Consider the following 432-nt stretch of genomic DNA (forward strand, 5'->3'; position numbering starts at 1 on the left):
CGCCACACCGTCGGGGTCGAGGCCACCGGCCCGGTCACCGGAGCGAGATGGCGTAGGCCCTGGAAGTCGCTGATCGCCTCCCCGCCGAGCAGCAGCGTCAGCGCGAGGTCGACAGCGAGCTGGCCCCGGTCATAGACCGGGATGAAACCGCGCCGTGCCCAGGCCGCGGACAGCGCGGCCCGCAGGCCGAGCTTCTCGGCCAGCAACCGGATCGGGAGAACACCGACGGAGGCGACCAGCCGGTCGTCGTCGCCGACGAACTCGAGCCGGTCAGCCCATACTGCACCTGGCGTAGCCTGCACGGAAGAGGTGCACCTACCTCACATGGACGCGGTCCTAGACAAATCGCATCCTTGCTGGTCAGGTGCACCTCGATCAGGTTCCGGCAAGGTCAGCCCGGCATATCACCCGCCCCGGTGAAAGACAGAGGTT

1 pseudogene is annotated in these 432 nt (G+C 68.1%); it reads right to left on the bottom strand.

Annotated features, from left to right (window positions below):
* Window positions 1-302, bottom strand: a pseudogene (locus MJ797_RS15045) (IS1380 family transposase); the annotation flags it as partial.
* Between the last annotated feature and the right edge of the window lie 130 nt (window positions 303-432).

This window comes from Protofrankia sp. CiP3, assembly GCF_917627345.1.
Classification (GTDB): Bacteria; Actinomycetota; Actinomycetes; order Frankiales; family Frankiaceae; genus Protofrankia.